The sequence below is a fragment of the Streptomyces sp. 142MFCol3.1 genome (assembly GCF_000424945.1).
Taxonomy (GTDB): Bacteria; Actinomycetota; Actinomycetes; order Streptomycetales; family Streptomycetaceae; genus Streptomyces; species Streptomyces siamensis.
Genome location: NZ_AUKV01000002.1, coordinates 220,406 through 244,197, shown reverse-complemented (window position 1 = coordinate 244,197; position 23,792 = coordinate 220,406). Strand labels below are relative to the sequence as shown.

Below are 23,792 nucleotides of genomic sequence, written 5' to 3'. Positions count from 1 at the left end.
GCACGATTGTGGAGGATGCCCGGTGGGGACCGGGGCCCCCGTGTCGGTAACGGCAGGGGCGGACCGCTACCCGGAGCACATTGCAGGAGACAGCGATGTCCCATCAGGCCCAGCCCGTCGAGGCCACGGAGCCCGAGACCCCGCATCTCGACTTCCAGGGAACGACTCCGTACGAGGACTACGTCCAGGCGGACGTCCTGACCCATCTCCAGCACACCCTCTCCGACGACCCCGGAGAGATGGTCTTCCTGGTGACGACCCAGGTCATGGAGCTGTGGTTCACCGTCATCGTCCACGAGTGGGAGACCGCGGCGAACGCGCTGCGCGAGGACCGGGTGCCGGTCGCGGTCGCCGCGCTGAAGCGGTCCGTACGGGAGCTGGAGGCGCTGAACGCGTCCTGGCGCCCGCTCTCCCAGCTCACCCCCGCCCAGTTCAACGCGTACCGCTCCGCCCTCGGCGAGGGTTCCGGCTTCCAGTCCGCGATGTACCGCCGGATGGAGTTCCTGCTCGGCGAGAAGTCCGCGTCCATGCTGGTCCCGCACCGGGGTGCGCCGCGCGTCCACGCCGAGCTGGAGAAGGCCCTGCACGAGCCGAGCCTGTACGACGAGGTCCTGCGGCTGCTCGCCCGGCGCGGGCACGCCGTCCCGGCATCCGTGCTGCAGCGTGACGTCTCCCTCCGCTACGAGCCGTCCCGCGACGTCGAGGCCGTGTGGACGGCCCTGTACGCGGGCCCCGAGGACGACGAACTCGCCCGCCTCGGCGAGGCGCTGACCGACGTCGCCGAACTGGTCTGGCGCTGGCGCAACGACCATCTCGTCGCCACCCGCCGCGCGATGGGCGCGAAGGCCGGCACGGGCGGCTCCGCCGGCGTGGCCTGGCTGGAGAAGCGTGCCCAGAAGAACGTGTTCCCCGAGCTGTGGACGGCGAGGTCCCATGTCTGAGCCGCGCGGCAACGCCGTGCAGTGCGAGCCGAGCGCACGAGCCGCCCAGCTGGACGCGGCCGACGAACTCGCCGCACTGCGCAAGAGGTTCGTGCTCGACGACGCGGTCTACCTCGACGGGAACTCGCTCGGCGCGCTGCCGGCCGACGTCCCCGCCCGCATCGACGACGTCGTCCGCCGTCAGTGGGGCGAACTCCGCATCCGCTCCTGGGAGGAGAGCGGCTGGTGGACGGCGCCGGAACGCATCGGCGACCGCATCGCACCGCTCGTCGGGGCGGCCCCGGGCCAGATCGTGGTCGGGGACTCCACGAGCGTCAACGTCTTCAAGGCCCTGGTCGGAGCCGTCCGGCTGGCGGGCGACGGCCGCGACGAGATCGTCGTCGACGCGACCACCTTTCCCACCGACGGCTACATCGCCGCGTCGGCCGCCCGCCTGACGGGCTGCGAGCTGCGCCCCGTGGAACCGGCCGAGGTGCCCGGCGCGCTGGGCCCGCGCACGGCGGCCGTCCTCCTCAACCACGTCGACTACCGCACCGGCCGGCTGCACGACCTGCCCTCGCTCACCGCCGCGATCCACGACGCGGGGGCGCTCGCGGTCTGGGACCTGTGCCACAGTGCGGGCGCCCTGCCCGTCGGCCTGGACGCCCACGGGGTGGACCTGGCCGTCGGCTGCACGTACAAGTACCTGAACGGCGGGCCCGGTTCGCCGGCCTACCTGTACGTCGCCGCCGCCCATCAGGACCGCTTCGACTCGCCGCTGCCGGGCTGGAACTCCCACGCCGAACCCTTCGGCATGAGCCCGACGTACGCCCCCGCTCCGGGCGCGCTGCGCGGCCGGGTCGGCACCCCCGACATCCTGTCGATGCTCGCCCTGGAGGCCGCGCTCGACGTGTGGGACGGCGTCTCCGTAGACTCCGTCCGCGCCAAGTCGCTGGCCCTCACGGACTTCTTCCTCGACTGCGTCTCGGAGTACGTCCCCGAGGGCCGGGTCGAGTCCCTCACCCCGCCCGCCCACGCCGACCGCGGCAGCCAGGTCGCCCTGCGCTGCGCCGACGCCGGCACCGTGATGAGGTCCCTTGTCGAGCAGGGCGTGATCGGCGACTTCCGCCACCCCGACGTCCTCCGCTTCGGCTTCACCCCCCTGTACGTGGGCTTCGCCGACGTGGAGAGGGCGGCACGGGTACTGGGGCGGACGCTGGGGGCGTAGGCCGTCCGGGCCGGGGCACGTTTCAGCCCGTCGCCACAAGCGCCGGGCTCGTGCCTTGACGCCGTCCAGGCCGTTTTCCCTGGCCCGGGGTGCCGGGCTCGTGCCGTGAGGCCAGGGGGGCGGATTCCAGCCCGTCCGGCGTTTGAGGACGAGGCCGTCCAGGCCGACCGGCGGTCTGGGGGCGAAGCCCCCGGGGGTACGGGTCGGGCAGGGTCGGACGGGGCGAAAACCCCGCTCCGGCCCCCGCCCGACGACCCCGCCCCACCCCGACGGAAACCCACCCCGCGAAGGCCGCCCCCGGCGAGCCGCACAGGCCCCCGGACACCGGAGGAGTCCGGGCGTGGCCATCCTCGTCACCGTCCCTTTTGATGTCGTGCGCAGGGCCAATGAGATGGCCCGGCCCGCCCGCGCAACCCTCACCGAGCGTGACAACCGCGTGTCGACGCACGTCACCGGCCTGATACCGTCCCCGCCAACGGCCGAATACTCCCCTGGTCCGCCAAATCCGTTTCACCCTTGAGAGGTTGGAGCATGCAGGACGACGCCGGCGCAGAGCGCGAGTCAGCCGCCCAGCGCGACGCAGCGGAAGAGGCGTCAGCCTTCTCGCACCCGCCCGTGGACCCCGACATCACCGTCGCGTACGGCGACCACCCCGACCAGGTGATCGATTTCTACACTCCGCGCGAGCCCGACCCGTCGGTCCCCGCCCCCCTCGTGGTCGTCCTGCACGGCGGTGCCTGGCGAGCCCCGTACGACCGTCGCCACATCACTCCGTTCGCGGACTTCCTGGCCCGCCACGGCTTCGCCGTGGCGAACGTCGAGTACCGGCGGGGCGCCGCGTTCCCGGCGCAGGGCGGTCCCGCGGACGCGGGCCCCGACGGACCGGGTCCGGCGCAAGGCCCGGTGGCGGGCCGCTGGCCGGACACCTTCGACGACGTGGCGGCCGCACTCGACGCCCTGCCCGCCCTGGCCCGCGAGGCGCTCCCGCAGGCCGACCTGCGGCGCACGGTGGTCACGGGCCACTCGGCGGGCGGCCACCTGGCGCTGTGGGCCGCCGCCCGCCACGTCCTGCCGGCCGACGCGCCCTGGCGCACCGACGGGGCGGCCCCGCTGCGCGGTGTCGTCGCACTCGCGCCGATCGCGGACTTCCAGGTGGCGGAGAAGCTCGACGTCTGCGGCGGAGCCGCCCGTCAACTCCTCGGTGGAGAAGCCAAGTTCGCCGAACGACTCCCGTACGCCGACCCGGTGCGGCTGATGCCCACCGGCATCGCCACCACCCTCGTCCAGGGGCGTACCGACGTCGTCGTGCCGCAGGCGGTCGCCGAGTCGTACGCCGACGCGGCGGCCAGGGCGGGCGAGGTGGTGGGCCTGACGCTCCTGGAGGACGTCGGGCACTTCCCCCTGATCGACCCGGCCGCGGACGCCTGCGCGGTGGTGGTGGAGGAGATCGCCCAACTGGCCTGGTGACCATGCCGCGGACGGGCCGTCCCGGCGGCCCGCACGCAACAACGGGCACCATCCACCGATATGTGACGCAGCCTCATGCGGGCTTGGCGCCGCCCCGGTCATACCCGTAATACCTGAGAGCTACCTCCCAGGTGAGCTCCCCAGCGGGACGCCGACGACACGTCACGATCCGTAACTTCCCCTTCGAGGACGCCCGATGCGCGGGCACCCCGAAGGGAGGGACACCATGGGAGTCCGGGCCGGGCGGAGCAAGGCGGGACGATCACCGGACACGCGCCCTCAGCCTGCCCGACCGGGAGACCCGCGCTCACCGCTTGCCGTCCCCCCGGACGCGAAGCCGCCCTCTGGCATCCCTCCGGACGCGAAGCCGCCCTATGGCATCCCGCCCGACGCGAAGCTGCCGATCACAGGCCCGCCGGGCGTGAAGTCGCTGCTCGCCGTCCAGTCGGCTGCGAAGCTCCCGCTCGCCGTCCCGCCGGGCGCGCAGCCACCGCTCGCCCTCCCGTCGGCTGCGAAGCCATCGATCGCCGCACGGCCGGACGCGAAGCCACCGCTCGTCGCGCCACGGGCCGTGAGACCACCGATCCCGGCGCCGTCGGCCGCAAAACCACCCCGCACGCACCGACTCCGGCGACGCCTGCGCCGCAGCCTCCTCGCCGCACTGGTCATGGGCGCCGTCGTCGTCCCCGTGTCCGCCGCCTCCCGCCCGCAGATCCCCGCCCCGGAGCCCGCGGACGTAGCGCCTCTGACGCCGGCGACGCTGGACAGGGCGTACGAGGCGAACCGCGCCAACGCGGCGGAGGCGGCCCGCATGGCCGCGGGCCACGGCGATCGCAGCCGCGCCGCCGCGGACCGCGTCATGGCCGCACCCTCCCGCCACTTGCTCTCCTTCGACGGACGGGGATCCGGGCAGGCCGCCGAGGTCTTCGGCGACCTGGCCCGCGCCGACCGGGTGGCGGTCCTGGTCCCGGGCTCCGACACCACCCTGGAGACGTACGACCGCTTCCGTGCCGGGGCGCGCGCCCTGCACCGTGACGTCGGCCCGCGCACGGCCGTCGTGGCCTGGCTGGGTTACGAGACCCCGGGCACGGTGAGCACGACGGTGCTGACGACGGCCAGGGCCGGGGAGGCGGCCCCTCGCCTGCGCGGCTTCGTCCGCGAACTGCGGGGCATCGTCGGTGAGTCGGCGCAGGTGTCCCTGCTGTGCCACTCGTACGGCACGGTGGTCTGCGGCAGCGCGGCCAGGGGCCTGGACGTGGACGATCTGGTTTTCCTCGGCAGCCCGGGCACCGGCGTCGACTCGGCGGCCCGGCTGCGCACGTCCGCACGCGTATGGGCGGCCCGGGGCGCGGGCGACTGGGTCGCGCACGTCCCGCACACCCGGGCCCATTTCTTCGGCACGACCGTCGGCTTCGGCAGAGACCCGATGAACCCCGCCTTCGGCGCCCATGTCTTCGCCGCGGGCCGCGGCGGGCACAGCGACTACTTCAAACCGGGCTCGGTGTCCCTGGACAACCTGGCCCGCATCGTCCTCGGTGACACCTCGGAGGTGACCCGTGCGTGAGTCGACCCTGCGTGAGCCCCACGGCCGGAAGGGCACACGACCGGACGACCCCGGCGACCGCGGCACGGGGACGGAACCGCGTGGAGCTTCGCAAAGCCAGGAGACGACAGGCGCACCGGGGACGTCGGGGACACCGGGCGCGCGGGGCGGGGTCCGCCGGACACGCCGGGCGGCGGACGCCCTGCGGGGCGGCGTCCGCCGCATCGACGAGGCGACCCCGAGGGATCGGGACCGCGCCGTCGACGCCCTGCGCGCCCTGGCGATCCTCGGCGTCGTGCTCGGCCACTGGCTGGTGACGGCCCTCGTCGCGGACGGCGGGGCCCTGCACGCGGCGAGCCCGTTGCAGCACATGCCGTGGCTGGCCCCGATCTCCTGGGTCTTCCAGACACTCGCCGTGTTCTTCCTGGTGGGCGGGCATGTGGCGACGAAGAGTCATGCGTCGGCGCGGGCGCGGGGCATGGCGTACGGGCGGTGGCTGCGGGCCCGGCTGGGACGTCTGTTCAGGCCGGTGGCCGCGGTGCTGAGTCTCTGGGCTGTGGCCACGGCGTGCCTGCTCGCCGCGGGCACGGGCTACGGCACCGTCCACACCCTGGTGAAACTGGCTCTGTCGCCCCTGTGGTTTCTCGTGGTCTTCGCCGGACTGACGGCGGCGACACCCTTGTTGACGAGGATCAACCCGCTGTGGCCGCTGGCCGTCGTTCTCCACGTGGACCTCATTCGCTTCGGCCTGGGCGGCCCCTCGTGGCTCGGCTGGGTGAACGTGGCAGCGGGCTGGCTGGTGCCGTACACCTTGGGCGCGGCCTGGACGCGCGGTGAACTGGACCGGCGGCGGGCGGGCCTGCTGCTGTTCGCCGGTGGCGCCGCGGCGACGGTGGCGCTCGTGGTGTGGGCGGGTTATCCGGCGTCGATGGTCGGTGTGCCGGGGGCCGCGGTCTCGAACCTGAACCCGCCGACGCTCGCGGTGGTCACCTTCGGGCTGGCCCAGTGCGGCCTCGCGCTGCTGCTGCGTGAGCCGCTGCGCCGGGCGATGCGACGCCCCGCGGCCTGGGCGGTGACAGCCTTCGTCAACCTCTCCGCGATGACGATATTCCTCTGGCACCAGACGTCCATGATGGCGGTCACTGCTCTGGGGCTGCGGGCTGGGCGGCTGGCCGGCCTGCACACCGTGCCCGACGGGCCGGGCTGGGTCGCGGTCCGGCTGGCCTGGCTGCCCGTGTTCCTTCTCGCGCTGACCGTCTGCTGGTCCGCCTTCCGCATCCACGAGCAGGGGCCGCGCCGCCGGACCGGCCGACCGTCCCGGATCGTACGGGCCCACGGCATCGGTCAGGGGGGAGCGAAGGGGACGCCTCATGCCTAGGCTTGATCAGGTGACGAGCGAGGAGCACCGGGCCGTGGACGAGGACCCCCCTGCGCCCGCCCCACCCCGCCTTGCGGACCCGGCGAAGCCGTCCGGCACCGACACCGGTCCTCCGGGCGGGCGCACCCGGTCACGCGGCCTGCTCGGCACGGGAGTTGTGCTGCGTTCGGTCCTGGCCGACCTCGCCTCGCCGGCGGCTGCCCCGCTGCCCCCGCTGTCGAGACCGAGGCGGCTGCGCCTGCTGCCGCATGTCGTGGTGTGCTGGCTCGCCTTCGGGCTCGCGTTCGCGGCGTCGGCGGAGCTGAACGAAAGCTATGGACTGGGTCTCGCGCTGGGCGCGGTGACCGGTGCCGCGCAGGGTGCGGCGATGGCCCTCGCCCTGTGGCGGCCCGTACCGGCTCTGTGGCTGTCGCTGGGCGCCACCGCGCTGGCCGCCACGGCCGCCACGGCCGCCGGGGCGCACATGGTGACGAGTCTCCCGGGCCCGCGGCCGGACTGGCCGTGGAGCGCACCGGCGATCATCACGCACGCCTTCGTGCTCTTCCTCCTCGCCCTGCGGATGTCCGCGCGCGTCGCGGTCGGCGCGCTGTCCGTGACCGTTCTGGTGACCTACTTCCTGCAAGGGCTGGTCGGCGGCACGGTCTACCGGTCGACGGGGGTACTGGCGGTCGTCGTCTTCGCCGCGGTCGTCCTCCTCGGCACCGCGTTGCGGGGGCGCCGCGAGGCGCGTACCCAACTGGTCGAGCAGGCCTCGCTGACCGCGGAGGAACGGGCCCGGCGCACCCTCCTGGAGGAGCGCAACCGCATCGCACGCGAACTGCACGACGTGGTCGCCCACCACATGTCCGTGATCTCCATCCAGGCCCAGGTCGCCCCCCATCTCGTCGAGAACCCCACCGACGAGCTGAAGGAGAACCTGGAGGGCATCCGGCAGAACGCGCTGGAGGCCCTGACCGAACTGCGCCGTGTCCTAGGTGTGCTGCGTTCGGAGAATCCCGAGGACCCGTACGGCCTCGGCGCGGGCACGGGTGCGGCGCCCGACTCCCCGCAGCCGACGCTGGACCGTCTCGACGCCCTCGTGGAGAACACGCGCGCCGCGGGACTGGTCGTGACGACGGAGATCACCGGCGAGCAGCTTCCCCTCGCGCCGGGCGTGGAGCTGTCGGCGTACCGGATCGTCCAGGAGGCGCTGAGCAACGCCCTGCGGCACGCGCCCGGTTCCGCGGTCCATGTCGAGCTGTGGCACTTCCCGCGCGGCCTCCAGGTGCGTGTCGTCAACTCGCGTCCCGCACAACCCGCACCACCGTCCCCCGGTGCCGGGCACGGCCTGCTCGGCATGCGGGAGCGGGCCGCGATGCTCGGTGGCACCCTCGTGACCTCGGAGACGGCGTGCGGCGGCTTCGCGGTGGCGGCGTTCCTGCCGCGCAACGGCGTCGCCGCACCCCTCGACGACCCCAGCGTCCCTACGGGAGAAGAGACTTCATGACGACCGCGAGCGGCACCATTCGCGTACTGGTCGCCGACGACCAGCAGATGGTCCGGCAGGGCTTCACCGTGCTGCTCGACACCCAGCCGGACATCGAGGTGGTGGGCCAGGCGGTCGACGGCCTCGACGCGATCGCCAAGGTCGCCGAACTCGCCCCCGACGTCGTCCTGATGGACATCCGCATGCCCGAGCTGGGCGGCATCGACGCGACCCGCCGCATCACCGACGGCACGCCCCGGATCAAGGTGCTGGTGCTCACCACCTTCGACCTCGACGAGTACGTGTACGACGCCCTGCGGGCCGGCGCCTCCGGGTTCCTGCTCAAGGACGCCTCCGCCGACCAGCTGGCCGAGGCGGTACGCGTGGTAGCGGCGGGCGACGCGCTGCTCGCTCCGGGCATCACCCGCCGGCTCATCGCGGAGTTCTCCCGCCTGCACGCCGCACCGCGGTCCCCGCTCAATCAGCGCGTGGGCGAGCTGACCCAGCGCGAGACCGAGGTACTGGCCCACATCGCCCAGGGCCTGTCGAACGCGGAGATCGCCGACCGCCTGGTCGTAGCCGAACAGACCGTGAAGACCCACGTAGGCCGCATCCTCGTCAAACTGGGCCTGCGCGACCGCACCCAGGCAGCGGTCTTCGCCTACGAATCGGGCCTGGTCCGCCCCTCGGGCTACTGACCGCCCCGACCCCCCACCGACTACCCGTAGTACCTGAGACGGACTCACAAGGACCCTCCTCACAGGGGACGACCACGCACCCCCCGCCGTCCTACCGTTTTCGACGTGACCGAGACGACCCAGACGCAGATGACGCCGCCGGGCAGGGCCAAGCCCCGCAGCCCGGAGTTCAGGCTGGCCGCGGACGCCCTGCGCGGGCTGCGCCAGGACCTGTTCCACGACGCCTTCGCCTACCGCCCGCTCCCGCGCATGCGAGTGGACGGTCCCGTCACCCGCCGCCTGCCCCAGGGGATACGGCAGTACGCGGTCTGGACACCGCACGCGGCAGTGGCGGCGATCGGCCTGGTGGCGATGGCCGCGGCCACCGCCGAAGGCGACGGCCGCGGTGGAATCGGACTCCCGATCTGCGTCCTCCTCGCCCTGCTCCCGGTCCTGGCCACACTGATCCGCCCCGTGGGCGCCTTCTGGTTCTCCCTCGCGGCAACCCCCGTGGTCGCGGTGTTCAGCGACAGCTGGAGCGACTGGCCGTGGCTGCCGGGCGCCTTCGTCACCCACGTCTCGGTGCTGACGGTCGTGGCCCTGCGCTCACGTCCTCGCACCGCCGCGTGGATGTGGCTGCTCACCGCCGCGTACGGACTGACCGCGGAGACCCTTTTCGGCGCGGGCCACTTCAGCGACAACACCATGCCGCTGCTGTTCGTCTCGGCCCTGGCCCTTCTGGTCGTCACGGTCCTGCACATACGACGCACGGCGGAGCGGGAGGTGACCGCCCAGCAGTCCGAGACGGCACAGGAGCGTTCCAAGCGTGCGCTGCTGGAAGAGCGCACGACGATCGCCCGGGAGCTGCACGACGTCGTGGCCCACCACATGTCGGTGGTCGCCATCCAGGCGGAGGCCGCCCCGTACCGCGTGGAGAACGCCCCGCCGGAGCTGGAGCAGGCCTTCCGCACCATCCGGGAGAACGCGGTGGCGGCGCTCACCGAGCTGCGCCGCGTCCTTGGCGTGGTCCGCGCCGAGGACTACGAGGCTCCGGACGCCCCGCAGCCCACGCTCGCCGACCTGGACGCCCTCCTGGCGAATGTGCGGGAGGCGGGTCTGACGGTGGACAAGGTGGTCACGGGCGCGGTGCGCGAGCTCCCGCAGGGCGTCGAGCTGTCGGCGTACCGAATAGTCCAGGAGGCCCTGAGCAACGCGCTGCGGCACGCACCGGGCGCGGTCGCCCGAGTGGAGATCGGCTACGTCATCGGCGGGCTGGGACTGCGTATAGTCAACGGCCCCGCACCGGCCACGAGTCTGGAGAAGTCCACGCACGGCGCGGGGCACGGCATCACCGGCATGCGCGAGCGGGTCACGATGCTGGACGGTGAGATGACGACGGGCGGCACGGACGACGGGGGCTATGAGGTCACGGTGTTCCTGCCGGTGCCGGCCGCGGAGGAGGAGACCGGATGACGGACGGCCCCATCCGGGTCCTGATAGCGGACGACCAGGTGATGGTCCGCGAGGGCTTCTCCGTCCTGCTGGGCGCGATGCCGGACATCGAGGTGGTCGGCGAGGCGGTCAACGGCAGGGAGGCGGTGGAGCGGGTCCGCGACCTGGCGCCGGACGTGGTGCTGATGGACGTCCGCATGCCGGAGATGAACGGTCTGGAGGCGACACGAGAGATCGTCGCCGCGGACAGTTCCGCGAAGGTGCTGGTCCTGACGACGTTCGACCTCGACGAGTACGTCTACCAGGCGCTGCGCGCGGGGGCCTCCGGCTTTCTGCTGAAGGATGCCTCGGCACGCCAGCTCGCCGACGGTGTGAGGGTGGTGGCGTCGGGGGAGGCGTTGCTGGCTCCTTCCGTCACGAGGCGGCTGATCACCGAGTTCTCCAGGCTCGCGGACGCGCCCCGGTTCCCGGCCACGGCGCACGCCGCGTACGGGGATCTGACCGAGCGGGAGACGGAGGTGCTGGTCCTCATCGCCCAGGGCCTGTCGAACTCCGAGATCGCGGAGCGGCTCGTGGTCGCCGAGTCCACGATCAAGACCCATGTGAGCCGCATCCTGGTGAAGCTCGGGCTGCGCGACCGCACCCAGGCGGCGGTGTTCGCGTACGAGGCCAGGCTGGTCACCCCCAGGTGACCCGCCCGCGGAACTGCCCCGCCCCCGCCGAGCCGCGCTGCCGCCCACAAACCTGAGCGCCCCCGAAGCAGTCCTGCCCACCCCGAAGCTTCCGTGCCCCCCCGCCGTGCGGCCCTGCCCACCTCCGAAGCCGTCATGTCTCCCAAGGCCCTCCCCGACCAAGACCCCCCTGTTCAGAGCGCTCGTGCCGGGCTAGCGTCCGTTCATGGCAGCTTTGGAGATTCCGCAGTCCTTCGACCCGTGGGACCAGGCGTTCGTGGCGGACCCGTACCCGGCGTACGAGGAGTTGCGGGCGCGCGGCCGGGTGCACTACTACGAGCCCACCGACCAGTGGCTGGTGCCGCACCACGCGGACGTGTCGGCGTTGCTGCGGGACCGCCGGCTGGGCCGGACGTATCAGCACCGGTTCACGCACGAGGACTTCGGGCGGACGGCGCCGCCTCCGGAGCACGAGCCGTTCCACGTGCTGAACGACCACGGGATGCTGGACCTGGAGCCCCCGGACCACACACGTATCCGGCGGCTGGTGTCGAAGGCGTTCACGCCGCGCACCGTGGAGCGGCTGAAGCCGTATGTGGAGCAGCTGGCGGGTGAGCTGGTCGAGCGGCTGGTGGCGGCGGGCGGCGGCGATCTGCTGTCCGATGTCGCCGAGCCCCTGCCGGTGGCGGTGATCGCGGAGATGCTGGGCATCCCGGAGTCGGACCGGGCGCCGCTGCGGCCCTGGTCGGCGGACATCTGCGGGATGTACGAGCTGAACCCGTCCGAGGAGACGGCGGCGAAGGCGGTGCGCGCGTCGGTCGAGTTCACCGAGTATCTGACGGAGCTGATCGAGGCGCGGCGCAAGGAGCCGGGGGACGATCTGATCTCGGGTCTCATCGCGGCCCATGACGAGGGCGACCGGCTCACCGAGCAGGAGATGATCTCGACCTGCGTGCTGCTGCTGAACGCGGGGCACGAGGCGACGGTCAACGCCACGGTGAACGGCTGGTGGGCACTGTTCCGCAACCCGGGCCAGCTGGCGGCGCTGCGCGCGGACCACGCGTTGATCCCCCGGGCGGTGGAGGAGCTGATGCGTTACGACACTCCGCTTCAGCTCTTCGAGCGCTGGGTGCTCGACGAGATCGAGATCGACGGTACGACGATCCCCCGCGGGGCGGAGATCGCGATGCTCTTCGGCTCGGCGAACCACGACCCGGCGGTCTTCGCGGCACCGGGCGATCTGGACCTGACCCGTGCGGACAACCCGCACATCTCGTTCAGCGCCGGTATCCACTACTGCATCGGTGCGCCGCTGGCCCGTATCGAACTGGCGGCGTCGATGGGTGCGTTGCTGGCGAAGGCCCCGACGCTGGACCTCGCCGAGGAGCCGTCGCGTAAGCCGAATTTCGTGATCAGGGGGCTGGAGTCCTTGAGGGTGCGGGTCTGACCCCACCGCCCGCCGTCGCCCCGCACGCCTGCCCGGACACTCACCCGTGCGGGCGCTCAAGGGCCCGGGCACCCAGCGCCGACTCAGGTGCTCAGGTCGCGGCGGCGGAGACCGGCGAGGCCGGTCGCTGTGGCCGCGGCGGCGATCCCGGTGAGGACGAGCAGCGGTGTCCAGGCCATGTCGCCGCCGGGCAGCTTGGGGAGATGTCCGAAGGGGGAGAGGTCCATGACGCTCTGCGGGACGTTCAGGGCGGGGCCGATCCAGCCGAGCAGGAGCGCGAGCCCGGCGGCACCCCAGGCCCCGGGGGCCAGTAGGGGCGAGAGGCCGTACAGCAGGGCTGCGAGTCCGCCGAGGGTCCAGATCGCGGGGAGTTGGACGAGGCAGGCGCCGACGATGGGGCCGAGTTCGGCACCGTAGCCGAGGGCGAGTCCGAGGCCGCCCAGCGACATGATGAGGACGCTGCCGCCGAAGGCGATGGTGAGGTGACCGAGGGCCCAGCGCAGGCGGCCGACCGCGTTCGCCAGCACCGGTTCGGCGCGCTGCGAGGTCTCTTCGCCGTGCAGCCGCAGTACGGAGGAGACGATGTAGAGGGCGGCGACCATGCCCAGCATGTTGACCATCGTGGCGAGGAAGGCGTCCGTGATCCCGCTCTGTCCGCCCATCCGCTCGATGATCTCGCGGGTCTTGTCGTTGTCGCCGACGAGGTCGGAGGCCCCCTTGGTGATCCCGCCGAAGGCCGCTCCGGCGGCGAGGAATCCCAGACTCCAGCCGAGCAGGGCGCCGCGCTGCAGGCGCAGGGCGAGTGCTCCGGCCGTGCCAAGGCGTCCCGTGGCGGGGCCGGGCCGGGTGGGCAGGAAGCTCATGCCGATGTCGCGGCGGCCGGCGAGTTCGTAGGCGACGGCGCCCTGTGCGAGGGCCGCGGCGGCGAACAGCAGGAGCACCCACCAGCGTTCGTCGGCGAAGGAGCGCAGTTCCTCCAGCCAGCCGACGGGTGAGATCCAGGTGAGTACGGACGAGCCGTCGACGGTGGCGGAATCCCCGGCGGCCTTGAGGACGAAGGCGGCGCCGAGCAGTCCTCCGGTGAGCCCTTTCGCGAGCCGTGCGCTCTCGGTCAGCTGGGCGACGATCGCCGCCACGGTGGCGAAGACCATGCCGACACCGGCGACGGCGAGCCCGAGCGCCAGTGCTCCGGGAGCGCCCTGTCCGGCGAGGCCGCCGGCGATCAGCAGGGCGAGGGCGCCGTTGGCGACGAGAGCCGCGAGCAGCGCGGCGGTGAGCGGGGCGCGCCGTCCGACCATGGCGGACGAGATGAGTTCCTGGCGTCCGGTCTCCTCCTCGTCGCGGGTGTGCCGGACGACGATGAGCAGGCTCATGATCGCGGCGAGCACTCCGGCGTAGCCGCCGATGCGCCAGGCGGTGAGTCCGCCGAGGGTGTCGCTGAACACCGGTCCGTAGGTGGCGCGCAGGGAGCTGTTGGTGAGCATCTGCCGTGCCACGTCGGCGCGTTCGGCGGGGGTGCGGTAGATGGACTCGAGGGAGTTCGGCATGGAGACGACGAGCAGGCCGATCACGCCGATCCACAGCGGCATCGTCAGGCGGTCGCGGCGCAGCGCGAATCTCAGCAGGGTTGCGGTGCCCGCGAGTTGACGGGACCCGCCGGGACGGGTGGCGAAGCGCGCGGTGGCGGTGGTCATCGGGTGACCGCCTTCGCGGACGTCGACGTGGTTGTGGGGGCGGTCTCGGCCGCGTCGTCCTGGTAGTGCCTCAGGAAGAGTTCTTCCAGGGTGGGGGGTGTCGAGGTCAGCGACCGTACGCCCGAGGCGGTCAGGGACCGCAGTACGGCGTCGAGCTTGTCGGTGTCGACCTGGAGTCTGACGCGCAGGCCCTGGACGTCGATGTCGTGGACGCCGGGCAGGTGCGCGAGCCCGTCGGGCGGCCCGGCGAGTTCGGCGGTGACGCTGGTCCGGGTGAGGTGGCGCAGGTCGGCCAGGGAGCCGGTCTCGACGGTGACGCCCTTGCGGATGATGCTCACCCGGTCGCAGAGCTCCTCGACCTCGCTGAGGATGTGGGAGGACAGCAGGACGGTACGGCCGCGGGCGCGTTCCTCCTCGACGCAGCCCTGGAAGACCTCTTCCATCAGCGGGTCGAGGCCGGAGGTGGGCTCGTCGAGGATCAGCAGGTCGACGTCCGAGGCGAAGGCGGCGACGAGGGCGACCTTCTGGCGGTTTCCCTTGGAGTAGGTGCGCCCCTTCTTGGTCGGGTCGAGCTCGAAGCGCTCGATCAGGTCGGCGCGCCGGGCCGGGTCCAGGCCGCCGCGCAGCCGCCCGTACAGGTCGATGACCTCGCCGCCGGACAGATTGCGCCACAGCGTCACGTCACCGGGGACGTAGGCGACGTGCCGGTGGAGTTCCACCGCGTCGGCCCACGGGTCGCGGCCCAGCAGCTGTGCTGCGCCCGAGTCGGCGCGGAGCAGGCCGAGCAGGACGCGGATGGTGGTGGACTTCCCGGAGCCGTTCGGGCCGAGGAAGCCGTGCACCTCGCCGGCCTCGACTTCCAGGTCGAGGCCGGCCAGGGCGTGGGTGCTGCCGAACGACTTGTGCAGTCCGGAGACGGTGATTGCCTTCGTCATGTTTCAGAACGTACGCTTCTTTCAGAAATTTGTGAAGTTAAGGAAGTGTAGAAATGCCCGATACACTGAGTGATGGTGCGCGGCCGGCGGGGACGAGCAGGGGAGATGATCCGGGATGACCGAACCCATGGAGGGTCGGCGGGACGCGGGGGCGGTCTCCGGATTCGTCGAGAGCTTCGCGGCGCAGCTCGTCGAGGCCGGCATGCAGCGGATGCCGGCCCGTGTCTTCGCGGCCCTGCTCTCCTCCGACACCGGCGCTCTGACCTCCGCCGAACTCGGCGAACAGCTGCGGATCAGCCCGGCCGCGGTCTCCGGTGCCGTCCGCTATCTCGCCCAGCAGCACATGGTCTCGCGTGAGCGCGAGCCCGGCTCACGGCGCGAGCGCTACCGCGTGCACAGCGACCAGTGGTACGAGGCGATCACCAACCGGGAGGCGGTTCTCAAGCGCTGGCAGTACGCCCTGCGTGACGGCGTCGACCGGCTCGGCGCCGAGACACCGGCGGGCCGGCGGATCGCCGAGACCCTGGCGTTCTTCGACTTCATCGACGGCGAGATCTCCCAGATGATGGACCGCTGGCGCGTCCACCGGGAAGAACACTTCGGCAACGGCTGAGGTCCCACGAGCCCACCCGCGCGAAAGGGCCCGCCGACACCCGCCTCACCCGCAGGAGGCCGTGCCCCGGACACCTCCGCACCGCCCTCTCACGGAAGGGGCCGCGCCGGGGCGCCAAATGCCCGTTGCGGACGGCGCCACGCACCCACCGAGGTCCTACCGGCACCGCTCCGCACGACGGCTGCAACGGGCGGATCGCCGGCACGGGTCCGACCCACCACCGGACCGACGGCGACCCACCGGCAGGACGCGAACGGGCCGGACCCACCCACCGGACCGACGGCGACCCACCGGCAGACGCCCCGGCCTCTACGGGAACCCCAGCGGCAGGGTCAGCCCCCATGCCTCCTCCCGGACGGTCCACGTCCGCGTCCGCACGGGCCCGGACACCACCGCGTCCGCCCGGTAGCGGAAGTCCGCCCCCGACACGGTGACCCGCCGCCCGAACGCGCGCAGCGGGACGACGGCGGTCCCGTCCGTGGTGGGCAGCACCTCCACCTCCGCACCGCCGGGCCCCCCGGGCGTCACCGACACCGCCTCCACCGGCTGGTCCAGATCGACGACCGTCACCCCGTCGACCTCGACCCGGAGCCGGGTCGGCCCCGGTCCGGGCATCGCAGCCGTGCGGGCGGGCCTCGAGGCGAGCGTGCGGACCAGTGACTGGCAGGTGCGCAGCCAGGCGTGGGAGGCCGCCTCCGGGGCGACGCCCGGCGCCGTGGGAACCGGGGCGGGCGCGGACGGGATGCGGAGCGTGCCGAGGACGACGCCGTCGCTGTCGTCCACGAGCAGGTCGAGCCGCCGTTCGGACCCGTCCAGCACGGCCCGCGCCGCGGCCACCGCCCCGGTGGGCACGCCGAGGGACCGCGCGAGCGACAGCACACCGCCGATGGGCACCATCGACAGCGCGCACACCCCCAGCTCCCGCCGCCGGTGCAAAAGGGACACCGCGCGCATCAGGGCACGGTCGTCACCGACCACCACGGGTCGCCGCGTGCCCCTGCGAGCCAGTGCGCGGGCGAATTCCTCGGGCCCGTCCGGCAGGCACACCTTCGTCGCCGCACCCGCGCTGAGCACGTCTTTCGCGATCCGTACAGACTCGCCGTCCGTCCGACGGGCGACCGGGTCGATGACCACCAAGAGCTGGTCGGAAGCCGCCACCTCGGTCATGCCTCGCTTCCTCGGGTAGCATCTTTGTGCAAGAGCCCCTTGCGCTATTGCGCCAGGGGCTTCGTCTATTCCGGGGCATCCGGTCCGACGGTCGCGGCCAAAGGAGGTCGCCGGCGTACGCAGCCGTACCGAAAAACAGCAGCGTACGTCCCCGACCTTGGACATGCCCCGCCCGGAAGGGGTGTACGCCTGTGCCCGCACTTGTGCTGCTCGGTGCTCAGTGGGGTGACGAAGGCAAGGGAAAGGCCACCGACCTGCTCGGTGGATCTGTGGACTATGTGGTGCGCTACCAGGGCGGCAACAACGCCGGCCATACGGTGGTCGTGGGTGATCAGAAGTACGCCCTGCACCTCCTCCCTTCCGGGATCCTCACGCCGGAGTGCACGCCGGTGATCGGAAACGGAGTCGTCGTCGACCCGTCGGTCCTGTTCTCCGAGCTGAACGGACTGAACGAGCGCGGCGTCGACACGTCCAAGCTTCTGATCAGCGGAAACGCCCACATCATCACGCCGTACAACGTCACCGTGGACAAGGTGACGGAGCGCTTCCTCGGGAAGCGGAAGATCGGTACGACGGGGCGCGGCATCGGGCCGACGTACGCGGACAAGATCAACCGTGTCGGTATCCGCATCCAGGACCTGTACGACGAGTCGATCCTGACGCAGAAGGTCGAAGCGGCTCTCGAGGTCAAGAACCAGCTGCTCACCAAGCTGTACAACCGTCGCGCCATCGAGGCGGGCCAGGTCGTCGAGGAGCTGCTGGGCTACGCGGACCGGCTGAAGCCGTACGTCGCGGACACCGTCCTGATCCTCAACGAGGCTCTGGAGCAGGACAAGGTCGTGCTCTTCGAGGGCGGCCAGGGCACGCTGCTGGACATCGACCACGGCACGTATCCGTTCGTGACGTCGTCCAACCCGACCGCGGGCGGCGCCTGCACGGGCACGGGCGTGGGTCCGACCAAGATCAGCCGGGTCATCGGCATCCTCAAGGCGTACACCACCCGCGTCGGCTCGGGCCCGTTCCCGACCGAGCTGTTCGACGAGGACGGCGAGGCGCTTCGCCGCATCGGTGGCGAGCGTGGTGTGACGACCGGCCGTGACCGGCGCTGCGGCTGGTTCGACGCGGTCATCGCCCGCTACGCGACGCGCGTGAACGGCCTGACCGACTTCTTCCTCACCAAGCTGGACGTGCTGACCGGCTGGGAGGAGATCCCGGTCTGCGTGGCGTACGAGATCGACGGCAAGCGCGTCGAGGAACTGCCGTACTCCCAGACGGACTTCCACCACGCGAAGCCGGTCTACGAGACCCTTCCGGGCTGGTCCGAGGACATCACGAAGGCCAAGACGTTCGCGGATCTGCCGAAGAACGCGCAGGCGTACGTGAAGGCGCTCGAGGAGATGTCCGGTGCGCCGATCTCCGCGATCGGTGTCGGTCCGGGCCGTGACGAGACCATCGAGATCAACTCGTTCATCGGGTAAGGCCCCTGGGCCCTTCACGGGTCCGTACGGCGTTCGCACGCGCCCCCGGTCGGCTTCGGCCCGCCGGGGGCGCGTCGCGTTTCCGCCGAAAGACAGGGTCACCCGCCCCTGTCCCCCCGCTGCCGTCACCTCCCCGCCGCCGGCCGCACCCTGGCGTCCCCTTCCCTCAGCGACCGCACCCCGCCACCACCGCCCCCGGCGCGGCGTAATTGCGCCGACCTGCCCCAACTCCCGTACTTTTGCTTGCCTTTGGTGATCAAACTGTGGCTATGGTGATCGCCACGTGCCCGGTGCCCGCCCACCCGGCGGCCGGGCGCACGGTGACCGACGACCGGGGGGAACGGTGTCGTCCGGGGGGTCGCATCGGCATGCCGTGATGTCGGCGGTCGCGGACGCCTGCCCGGCCGCGCTCCTGTCCGCCACGTCGAACGCCGTCCGACCCCGAGACGGAACAGGAGCCCCCGTGGCCGACGAGATGGTGCGCAAGGCGCAGCAGTTCATCAACGGTGCCTACGAAGGCAAGCTGGGCATCGACCGGATCCCCGAGAACGGGGTGACCGGCTGGACGACGATGTTCGGCCTCACCCGTGCCCTCCAGTACGAACTGGGCATCACGAGCCTGTCGGACACCTTCGGCCCCACCACTTTGTCCACGCTCACGTCCAGGTACCCGACGCTCAACAGCGAGACGGTCCCGTCGGCGAACTTCGCCCGCATCATCCAGTCGGCCCTCTATTGCAAGGGATACGACGGCGGCGACATCGACGGAACGTACAACTCCCGCGTCTACGCCTCGATCACCCGGCTGAAGCAGAACATGGGCGTGGACTTCACCTACCCCGGCGGCAACCTGGTGCCCAAGGTGTTCAAGGGCCTGCTGAACATGGACGCCTATGTCACCGTCAACGGCGGCTCGGACAGCATCCAGGCCGTGCAGAGATGGCTGAACGGGCAGTACGTGACCCGCAAGGACTTCTTCATCATCCCCGCGGACGGCCACCACTCGCGCGACGTCGCCAAGTCCATGCTGTTCGCCGTCCAGTACGAGCTGGGCATGGCCGACGGCACGGCCAACGGAGTGTTCGGCCCCGGCACCCAGAGCGGTCTGAAGAGCCACACCGTGGCCACCGGGGACTCCGGGCCCTGGGTGCAGCTCTTCTCCGCCGGCATGGTCCTCAACCACCGGCCCGTGTCCTTCGGCGGGACCTTCACCAGCAGCCTGGCCTCGGCCGTCTCAGACTTCCAGTCGTTCGCGAAGCTGCCCGTCACCGGCAAGGGCGACTTCTCGACCTGGGCCTCCCTCCTCGTCTCCTACGGCGACCAGGCGCGCAAGGGCGAGGCCTGCGACGGCGTCACCCGGATCACCCCGGCCCGTGCCGCCGCGCTGAAGGCCGAGGGCATCAAGTACGTCGGGCGCTATCTCACCAACCCGACCGGCGGGAAGCCGTACGAGAAGGCGATCCAGGAGGGCGAGCTCCAGACCATCGCCGACGCCGGGCTGCGCTGTTTCCCGATCTACCAGACCTACGGCCGGGACGCCTCGGACTTCAACTACATCGCGGGCCGGACCGCCGGACAGGCCGCGGTCAACGCGGCCCTGGACCACGGCTTCAAGGCCGGCGCGAGGATCTTCTTCGCCGTCGACTTCGACGCCCTCGACGAGGACGTCACCTCCAGCGTCCTGCCCCACTTCAAGGGCATCGAGGACGCGATAGCCGACGACGGCAACCGGTACGCGGTCGGTGTGTACGGGCCGCGCAACGTGTGCACCCGCGTCTCCGAGGCCGGCCACGCGACCGCCGCGTTCGTCTCCGACATGTCCTCCGGTTTCTCCGGGAACTTCGGCTATCCGCTGCCCGAGAACTGGGCCTACGACCAGATCGTCACCCGCACGGTGGGCTCGGGCGACGGGGCGATCGAGATCGACAACAACATCGCCTCGGGCCGCGACACCGGCCAGGGCTCCTTCAACGCCCCGCGCACCCAGAAGCCCGACACCCGCCTCGACGACTCCGTCCTCACCGCCATGCAGACGGACGTCGGCAAGTACATGGAGTCCCTCGGCTACCCGCTCGACGGCGGTACGCGCAGCTACCAGCACTGGAAGTGCTTCCAGTCGACGGTGGTCGACCACGACGCGCTCATCACGAGTCTGTCGAACAGGTACAACCTGCGCAAGGCGCTCATCCAGACGTCGGCGTACTGGGAGATGCGGCACATCGAGCCCCTCGACGAGGCGGCCTGGGAGGCCACGATCCTCGCGTACAACACGACGGGCAAGTTCATCAAGGACTCGTCCACCGGCATCGCCAAGCAGCGGGCCCTCACCCTCGTCGGCGCGTGGAACCACTGCCTCACGAAGGGCTACGTGACCGGCCGGCCGATCCTCGACGCGTCCAGCGACGACGACAAGTACTCGATCTGGAAGAAAGCCCACGACGACGAGGAGTTCGCCCTCACCAGCGTCTTCATGATCGACATGTGGGACATCGACGGGAAGCCCGGCGGGGACGACGACTCCCCCGCGATGCGCTCCCCGCGCCTGGACTACAACGACTCGGAGATCTACGACGTCCTGCGCCGCTACCAGGGCCCCGCGGAGCCCGCGTTCAGCGAGGCGAAGAAGCGGCTGGGGCTCTACTACGTGATGGAGAAGTACAACGCGATCTCCCGGAACCTGTGACAGAGAGCGGAGCGCCCCATGTCCGGAGACCAGCCGTACGCCGGCCACGACGGCACCGTCGTCCTCCTGCTGACCCTGGCCGGACTGGTGGCCACCCCGTGGCTCCTGGTGCGCGGGGTGAGGCCGCTGGTCCGCGCCGGGGCCGCCCGGACGGCGACAGCGGCCCTCAGGTCCGCCGCGGCACTGGCGTGGGCCGCGGCGGCCGGCATGTACACCTGGGGCGTTCTGCACCTGGTCCTCCTCGACGACCAGGACCGGTCCCGGGCGTGCAACACGGCGGTCGGCGACCGGCGACTCACCGGATACGAACCCTCGTTCATCCCGCTTCACTTCGGCTGCCGTACCGGTGACGGGCACACGGTCGAAGCGGTCATCCCGTCGTACATCAACCCTGCAGTGACCGTGCTGGGGGTGTGCGCCCTGGCGCTCACCCTCGCCGGATTCGCGACCGCCCGACGCAAGGAGGAAATCTCATGACGGCGAACCTGCCGCGACGCACCGTGCTGCGCCGCGCCGTCCTCATGGCCGCAGGCGCCACGGCCGGATCACAACTGCTCGCCACCCCCGGATACGCGGCGGACCACGGGCCCGACCCCGCCGCGCTCCGCGAGGCGGTGCAGAAGGCCCGGCGCAGGGCCGAGGAGCGGAAGGCCCACGTGCTCAACGGCCTTCGTTCGAAGAACGGCTGGGAGATGGAGAAGGTCGTCGACGACCGCGGCAACATCTACACCAGACCCGTGACGGGCACCCCGGTGGACGTGCGGGTGCGCATGGGAGACGTCGAAACCGTCCTCGTGCACGTCGTCCGCCGCTTCCACTACGAGATCGACGCCCTGCGCAAGGGCGACGTCGTCGGCTGGCGCACCCCGGGCTCGGTGCGCAGGGGACTGGCCGAGTCCAACCAGGCCTCCGGCACGGCGGTGCAGATCCGGCCCGGCTCCTACCCCTTGGGGGTGCGCGGCGGGTTCTACCCCCTCCAGGAGCTGGTGATCCGCGACATCCTCGCGGACGCCGAGGGCGTGGTCCGCTGGGGCGGCGACGACCGCAAGCCGGACGAGTCGCTGTTCTCCATCGACGTGGGTCCGGACGATGCGCGCCTGACCGCGGTGGCGGAGAAGATCCGCCGCTGGGCCGAGACGCCCGGTCTTGGTTCGGGTGTTCTCGTCGATCCGCTTCAGCCGCAGCGCCGCAGGGCCGCGAAGCGGCTCGCCGCCCAGCAGGTCTGACCGGTGGCCCGCGGGCCCGGTCCGCACCCTCACGGGTGGGGCCGGGCCCGTGCCCGTGGCTGTAGCCCGGACCGGGCACCGCCGGCACCCCGCGGCCCGGTCCGGGCGACGGCCGCTAGCTGAAGATGATCATCGATCCCTGGGCGAGGCTGCGGGTCGCGGCGGCGTGCAGGCCGAGCCAGACGTGGCGCTCCCGGGCGAAGGGGCTGGCGTCGTAGGGCGCCGGCGCGGCCGGCTCCTCCAGCTCCGTGGGCGCCGCGGGCGGTTGCGGGGCGGCGGGCGGGTTGGCCGGGTCGATACCGATCGAGGGGGCCACGAACTCGAGTTCGCGCAGCAGCGCGTGGGAGGAGCCCAGAGGGCCGCCGCCCGCGAGGAGTTCGTCGTTGGCGAGGGGGTGGGGGAAGTCGACCGGGACGTAGGCGCCCGCGTGGTCGTAGTGCCAGACCAGGTGTGACTGCTGGGCGTTGGTCTCGAACATCTCCAGCAGCTGTTCGTAGTCGCCGCCGAGTTCGTCCACCGGGGTGACCGCCAGACCGCACATCTGGAGCAGGTAGGCGCGGCGCAGGAAGTGCAGCGCGTCGTAGTCGAAGCCGGCGACCGGGGCCACGTCGCCGGACAGCCCCGGCATGTACGCGTAGACCGGGACGGGTGGGAGTCCCGCCTCGGCCAGCGCCTTGTCGTAGAGCGCGAGTTCCTCGGCGAAGGGGTTGTCGGGGGTGTGGCACAACACGTCGACGAGCGGGACCAACCACAGGTCACAGGCCAACAGACGGCTCCTCTTCCTCGGGTGCACGGTGGTCAGGGCAGCGTAATGCGCGCGGCGGTCCTCGGAAGGCCTCGGTGCACAACTGGGTTTTCCGGTGGCCGGGGGCGCGCGGTGCCCCCCGGGTCACGTCCCCAACCCCCCGATCGCCCGCGGGGGCCCTCCTCAAACGCCGGACGGGCCGTCGTCTGCGGTCAGGTGCTGGATGAGGGCCAGCGAGTGTGCGTTGTAGGCCACGACGATCGCCTGGGCCGCGTCCGCGTCGCGGCGGGCCAGGGCGTCCACGAGCTCCGTGTGCCCGGCCCACAGGTGGCCCCTCAGGTCGGCGACCCGGCGCAGGTGCTGGACGGTGCACACCCAGGACTGGACGCGCAGCCGGTGCAGGAAGTCGGCGAGGTAGGGGTTGCCGAAGAGGCCGCTGAGTTCGCGCCAGAAGCGGAGGTCGTAGCCGATGAGGATGTTGAGCTCGCCGGCGGTCGCGGCGCGCTGGGCCTCCTCGCCGCGGCGGCGCACGGCGGCCAGGGCGACGACGGCCCGCTGGTCGTCGAGCTGGCGCAGACCACCTGCGACGAGGCTGCGGAACATGCCCTCGGTGACCAGGCTGCGGGCCTCGATCATGTCGCGGTAGTCGTCGGCGGAGTACTCCTGCACGCGGAAGCCGCGGTGCTGGTCCGCCTCCAGCAGACCCTGCGCCGACAGGTCGACCAGGGCCTCGCGGACGGGGGTGGCGGAGACGCCGTACTGGTCCGCGATCTCCTTCACCGTGAACGCCTGGCCCGGCTGGAGGCGGCCCGCGAGCACCTCGTCGCGGAGCGCGTCCGCGATCTGCTGCCGCAGGGTGCTGCGGGTCACGGCGCCATTGCCGCCGGTGCCGGGCATGGTGTCTGGCTCCCCCATCGCGTGGATGTGGTGGTGGGTCTACTCGCGTATCACTACGAGCAGGACACCTTACGCGGTGGAGGGGCCGCAGACCTCGAACCCCCGG

Annotated in this window: 21 protein-coding genes; 16 read left to right on the top strand and 5 right to left on the bottom strand. The window is 71.8% G+C overall.

The genetic code is table 11. The features are described 5' to 3' along the window. Positions 1–95 precede the first annotated feature (95 nt). The 11 genes from H305_RS0103585 (at position 96) to H305_RS0103535 (ending at position 12,248) form a co-directional block, all read left to right on the top strand. Positions 96–941, top strand: coding sequence for a tryptophan 2,3-dioxygenase family protein (locus tag H305_RS0103585; protein ID WP_028799208.1), 846 nt, complete (start codon positions 96–98; stop codon positions 939–941). After that, on the top strand, positions 934–2,148 hold the full coding sequence (gene kynU, locus H305_RS0103580; protein WP_037762243.1) for a kynureninase: 1,215 nt from the start codon (positions 934–936) through the stop codon (positions 2,146–2,148). Before H305_RS0103585 ends, kynU begins: the two co-directional genes overlap by 8 nt. Positions 2,149–2,488: 340 nt before the next feature. Further along, positions 2,489–2,668, top strand: coding sequence for a hypothetical protein (locus H305_RS53200; RefSeq protein ID WP_158690471.1), 180 nt, complete (start codon positions 2,489–2,491; stop codon positions 2,666–2,668). 11 nt (positions 2,669–2,679) lie between these two features. Then, positions 2,680–3,615, top strand: a complete 936-nt coding sequence (locus tag H305_RS0103575) for an alpha/beta hydrolase (protein ID WP_028799206.1) — start codon at positions 2,680–2,682, stop codon at positions 3,613–3,615. A 667-nt stretch (positions 3,616–4,282) separates the two neighbouring features. Next, positions 4,283–5,179: an alpha/beta hydrolase gene (locus tag H305_RS50055; protein ID WP_420708011.1), complete on the top strand. Its 897-nt coding sequence runs from the start codon at positions 4,283–4,285 to the stop codon at positions 5,177–5,179. Between the two features lie 181 nt (positions 5,180–5,360). Further along, on the top strand, positions 5,361–6,536 hold the full coding sequence (locus tag H305_RS0103560) for an acyltransferase family protein (RefSeq protein WP_028799203.1): 1,176 nt from the start codon (positions 5,361–5,363) through the stop codon (positions 6,534–6,536). After that, positions 6,529–8,022 carry a sensor histidine kinase gene (locus tag H305_RS44340; protein WP_078628856.1) on the top strand — a complete coding sequence of 498 codons (1,494 nt, stop codon included), beginning with the start codon at positions 6,529–6,531 and terminating at the stop codon, positions 8,020–8,022. Before H305_RS0103560 ends, H305_RS44340 begins: the two co-directional genes overlap by 8 nt. Next, the gene (locus H305_RS0103550) at positions 8,019–8,699 is read left to right on the top strand and encodes a response regulator (RefSeq protein ID WP_028799202.1); all 681 of its coding nucleotides are present in this window, start codon (positions 8,019–8,021) and stop codon (positions 8,697–8,699) included. The genes H305_RS44340 and H305_RS0103550 overlap by 4 nt, the downstream gene beginning before the upstream one ends. A 105-nt stretch (positions 8,700–8,804) precedes the next feature. After that, a complete protein-coding gene (locus H305_RS0103545; RefSeq protein ID WP_028799201.1) occupies positions 8,805–10,151 on the top strand; it encodes a sensor histidine kinase in 1,347 nt (448 codons plus the stop codon). Next, positions 10,148–10,822, top strand: coding sequence for a response regulator (locus H305_RS0103540; protein ID WP_028799200.1), 675 nt, complete (start codon positions 10,148–10,150; stop codon positions 10,820–10,822). Before H305_RS0103545 ends, H305_RS0103540 begins: the two co-directional genes overlap by 4 nt. 205 nt (positions 10,823–11,027) lie before the next feature. Then, positions 11,028–12,248 (top strand): cytochrome P450, encoded by a 1,221-nt coding sequence (locus H305_RS0103535; RefSeq protein WP_028799199.1) that lies wholly within the window; start codon positions 11,028–11,030, stop codon positions 12,246–12,248. 83 nt (positions 12,249–12,331) lie between these two features. Here the strand turns inward: H305_RS0103535 and H305_RS0103530 are convergent, their stop codons facing one another. Then, complete coding sequence (locus H305_RS0103530; RefSeq protein ID WP_028799198.1) at positions 12,332–13,942, bottom strand: ABC transporter permease; 1,611 nt, start codon at positions 13,940–13,942, stop codon at positions 12,332–12,334. Continuing rightward, on the bottom strand, positions 13,939–14,877 hold the full coding sequence (locus H305_RS44335) for an ABC transporter ATP-binding protein (protein ID WP_051370345.1): 939 nt from the start codon (positions 14,875–14,877) through the stop codon (positions 13,939–13,941). The genes H305_RS0103530 and H305_RS44335 overlap by 4 nt, the downstream gene beginning before the upstream one ends. Positions 14,878–14,992: 115 nt before the next feature. Here H305_RS44335 and H305_RS0103520 point away from each other — a divergent pair, with 115 nt between their 5' ends. Next, complete coding sequence (locus H305_RS0103520; RefSeq protein ID WP_028799197.1) at positions 14,993–15,490, top strand: GbsR/MarR family transcriptional regulator; 498 nt, start codon at positions 14,993–14,995, stop codon at positions 15,488–15,490. 309 nt (positions 15,491–15,799) lie between these two features. Here H305_RS0103520 and H305_RS0103515 read toward each other — a convergent pair whose 3' ends face one another. Beyond that, the gene (locus tag H305_RS0103515; protein WP_028799196.1) at positions 15,800–16,657 is read right to left on the bottom strand and encodes a diacylglycerol kinase family protein; all 858 of its coding nucleotides are present in this window, start codon (positions 16,655–16,657) and stop codon (positions 15,800–15,802) included. Between the two features lie 191 nt (positions 16,658–16,848). On the opposite strand from H305_RS0103515, the gene H305_RS0103510 reads away from it, so the two are divergent. The 4 genes from H305_RS0103510 (at position 16,849) to H305_RS0103495 (ending at position 22,044) form a co-directional block, all read left to right on the top strand. Further along, entirely contained in the window at positions 16,849–18,135 is a 1,287-nt protein-coding gene (locus H305_RS0103510) for an adenylosuccinate synthase (RefSeq protein ID WP_028799195.1), read from the top strand. Positions 18,136–18,598: 463 nt separating this feature from the next. Further along, positions 18,599–20,818: a glycoside hydrolase domain-containing protein gene (locus H305_RS0103505; protein WP_028799194.1), complete on the top strand. Its 2,220-nt coding sequence runs from the start codon at positions 18,599–18,601 to the stop codon at positions 20,816–20,818. A gap of 18 nt (positions 20,819–20,836) precedes the next feature. After that, positions 20,837–21,295 (top strand): hypothetical protein, encoded by a 459-nt coding sequence (locus H305_RS0103500; RefSeq protein WP_028799193.1) that lies wholly within the window; start codon positions 20,837–20,839, stop codon positions 21,293–21,295. Beyond that, positions 21,292–22,044 (top strand): hypothetical protein, encoded by a 753-nt coding sequence (locus H305_RS0103495; RefSeq protein WP_028799192.1) that lies wholly within the window; start codon positions 21,292–21,294, stop codon positions 22,042–22,044. The genes H305_RS0103500 and H305_RS0103495 overlap by 4 nt, the downstream gene beginning before the upstream one ends. A gap of 115 nt (positions 22,045–22,159) precedes the next feature. Here H305_RS0103495 and H305_RS0103490 read toward each other — a convergent pair whose 3' ends face one another. Both H305_RS0103490 and H305_RS0103485 read right to left on the bottom strand, forming a co-directional pair. Further along, on the bottom strand, positions 22,160–22,810 hold the full coding sequence (locus H305_RS0103490) for a hypothetical protein (protein ID WP_028799191.1): 651 nt from the start codon (positions 22,808–22,810) through the stop codon (positions 22,160–22,162). 162 nt (positions 22,811–22,972) lie between these two features. Continuing rightward, the gene (locus tag H305_RS0103485; RefSeq protein ID WP_028799190.1) at positions 22,973–23,686 is read right to left on the bottom strand and encodes a GntR family transcriptional regulator; all 714 of its coding nucleotides are present in this window, start codon (positions 23,684–23,686) and stop codon (positions 22,973–22,975) included. Positions 23,687–23,792 lie beyond the last annotated feature (106 nt).

Bases quoted from the DNA above. Each gene is read 5' to 3' on its own strand.
- H305_RS0103540 (WP_028799200.1), top strand. From the start codon at position 10,148: ATGACGGACGGCCCCATCCGGGTCCTGATAGCGGACGACCAGGTGATG.
- H305_RS0103485 (WP_028799190.1), bottom strand. From the start codon at position 23,686: ATGCCCGGCACCGGCGGCAATGGCGCCGTGACCCGCAGCACCCTGCGG.
- H305_RS0103550 (WP_028799202.1), top strand. From the start codon at position 8,019: ATGACGACCGCGAGCGGCACCATTCGCGTACTGGTCGCCGACGACCAG.
- H305_RS0103575 (WP_028799206.1), top strand. From the start codon at position 2,680: ATGCAGGACGACGCCGGCGCAGAGCGCGAGTCAGCCGCCCAGCGCGAC.
- H305_RS0103530 (WP_028799198.1), bottom strand. From the start codon at position 13,942: ATGACCACCGCCACCGCGCGCTTCGCCACCCGTCCCGGCGGGTCCCGT.
- kynU (WP_037762243.1), top strand. From the start codon at position 934: ATGTCTGAGCCGCGCGGCAACGCCGTGCAGTGCGAGCCGAGCGCACGA.
- H305_RS0103585 (WP_028799208.1), top strand. From the start codon at position 96: ATGTCCCATCAGGCCCAGCCCGTCGAGGCCACGGAGCCCGAGACCCCG.
- H305_RS0103520 (WP_028799197.1), top strand. From the start codon at position 14,993: ATGACCGAACCCATGGAGGGTCGGCGGGACGCGGGGGCGGTCTCCGGA.
- H305_RS0103535 (WP_028799199.1), top strand. From the start codon at position 11,028: ATGGCAGCTTTGGAGATTCCGCAGTCCTTCGACCCGTGGGACCAGGCG.
- H305_RS44335 (WP_051370345.1), bottom strand. From the start codon at position 14,877: ATGACGAAGGCAATCACCGTCTCCGGACTGCACAAGTCGTTCGGCAGC.
- H305_RS0103500 (WP_028799193.1), top strand. From the start codon at position 20,837: ATGTCCGGAGACCAGCCGTACGCCGGCCACGACGGCACCGTCGTCCTC.
- H305_RS50055 (WP_420708011.1), top strand. From the start codon at position 4,283: ATGGGCGCCGTCGTCGTCCCCGTGTCCGCCGCCTCCCGCCCGCAGATC.
- H305_RS0103515 (WP_028799196.1), bottom strand. From the start codon at position 16,657: ATGACCGAGGTGGCGGCTTCCGACCAGCTCTTGGTGGTCATCGACCCG.
- H305_RS0103495 (WP_028799192.1), top strand. From the start codon at position 21,292: ATGACGGCGAACCTGCCGCGACGCACCGTGCTGCGCCGCGCCGTCCTC.
- H305_RS44340 (WP_078628856.1), top strand. From the start codon at position 6,529: ATGCCTAGGCTTGATCAGGTGACGAGCGAGGAGCACCGGGCCGTGGAC.